Annotated in this window: 2 protein-coding genes; both read right to left on the bottom strand. The window is 32.3% G+C overall.

Annotation, left to right across the window (positions count from 1 at the left end; translation table 11 throughout):
- On the bottom strand, nucleotides 1-988 hold a 988-nt coding region (locus tag HMPREF0072_RS02545), incomplete at its 3' end, for a type IV secretory system conjugative DNA transfer family protein (RefSeq protein ID WP_004827254.1).
- A partial coding sequence (locus HMPREF0072_RS02540; RefSeq protein WP_039931009.1) for a phage antirepressor KilAC domain-containing protein occupies nucleotides 981-1,605 on the bottom strand: 625 nt, incomplete at its 5' end. The genes HMPREF0072_RS02545 and HMPREF0072_RS02540, both read right to left, overlap by 8 nt.

Below are 1,605 nucleotides of genomic sequence, written 5' to 3'. Positions count from 1 at the left end.
CCAGTTTATATTTCTTATATTGCTTAACTGCAAAATGACTTGGATCTTTCTTTTCAAGAGCTTCAAAGAGCCTATCAATTGGGTTCATATAGGTTTCATCATCTTCTCTGACTTCACTTGCGTCAATCATATCCAAAAGTGTCTTAAAGTTCTTTTCTTCTTCTGGTGCTTCATAATAGATATAACCGATGAGAGCAGTGTAATATAGCTTTTCAGCCTTCACCCAGAAATCTTCTCCTGCCTTTTCTCCATCTCCCTTGGTGTTGGCGATAATTGTTTGGACAAGTTTTAAAATATCTTTTTCACTTCTCAAATAAGCAAATGGATTGTATTTCATAGATTTTTTAAAGTTTATTGTGTTTAATATCTTTATGTCGTATCCATTTTCATAAAGCATTTTTCCACACTCTAACACAAGCGTGCCTTTAGGGTCTGTTACTACATAGGAAGAGTGCATTTGCATTAGATTTGGTTTTACATAAAATCTTGTCTTACCTGATCCAGAACCACCTATTACTAATACATTTTTATTTCTAGCATATTTAGGGTTTTTAGGTCTTGAGTTCATTGTTAGTCTTTCAGTATTAGTTATTAGAACATTATTTTCAAACTTAGGGTCAATGTATGGAGCAATATCCTTACTTTCTCCCCATCTTGCAGATCCATACTCTTTACCTTGCCTATATTTCTTTTTATTTTTTCCTTTGCTATAAACAATTAGCTTAACAAGAGCAGCAACTGAAATGCCTACTAACAAGTCCCTTGGATTAAGGCTTGGTATATAGGATAAAGTTCCTATATCAGAAATTCCCACCATTAATCTATCAATAATATCTCCTCCAACATAAGAATTGATGTGCTTAGAAAAGATATTTCCAATGTAGAAAAAGGATAAATAAGGAATGTTTGATAATATAAATTTCTTTGGGTTGTCTATTTTAATTAAGTTTTTAATATCAGAAAGAATGGCTTCTAATATCTTATTCATCGTAGAAACCTTCACTATCTAATAAAATTAGTAGGTAGTGTCTTCCCTTTGGTGTTATAAATGTTTGTATTCCTACAAGTGTCCCTAGCGGATCAACCCATTCTTTTACTTCAAAATATCCCTTGTTCTTATCTGCATAAGGTAAGAGTTTCTTTTTCTTATCTCTATAAATTAATCCCTTATCCATTAAAAATCTTATAAACTGGTTTTGTGGTATTCCTAACTCTTTGGCAGTATTTCTAAAGTTTGTAAGTAGGTTATAATCTACTAATTTGTCATAATAGTCTGCCTTTGGTCTTAATACTTCATTTTCTTCTTCTCTTTCGGCAATAATTCTATTGGCTACAAGAATTGCATCTGCAAGTAGCTCTTCGTTAGTTTTCTTTTCTTGACCAGCTATATATCCTCCATTTTTTCTAATACTTGGTAAGACTTCTCTAGTTACCCAAGCTTTGAATATTTTTGCTTGTGGTAGTTTTGATGAAAGGATAAGTGAATACAATCCTGATTCATTAATTATTGAAATATTCTGTATTCCTCCAGGGGTGTTCCATTTCGTTACACCCTTATCTTCCTCGTCTACATGGTCATAAACAGCTTTTCTTGGATTAACATAT

Source organism: Anaerococcus lactolyticus ATCC 51172 (assembly GCF_000156575.1).
Lineage (GTDB): Bacteria > Bacillota > Clostridia > Tissierellales > Peptoniphilaceae > Anaerococcus > Anaerococcus lactolyticus.
Note: the sequence above shows the minus strand (reverse complement) of the source record. Positions and strands in the feature narration are given on the sequence as shown.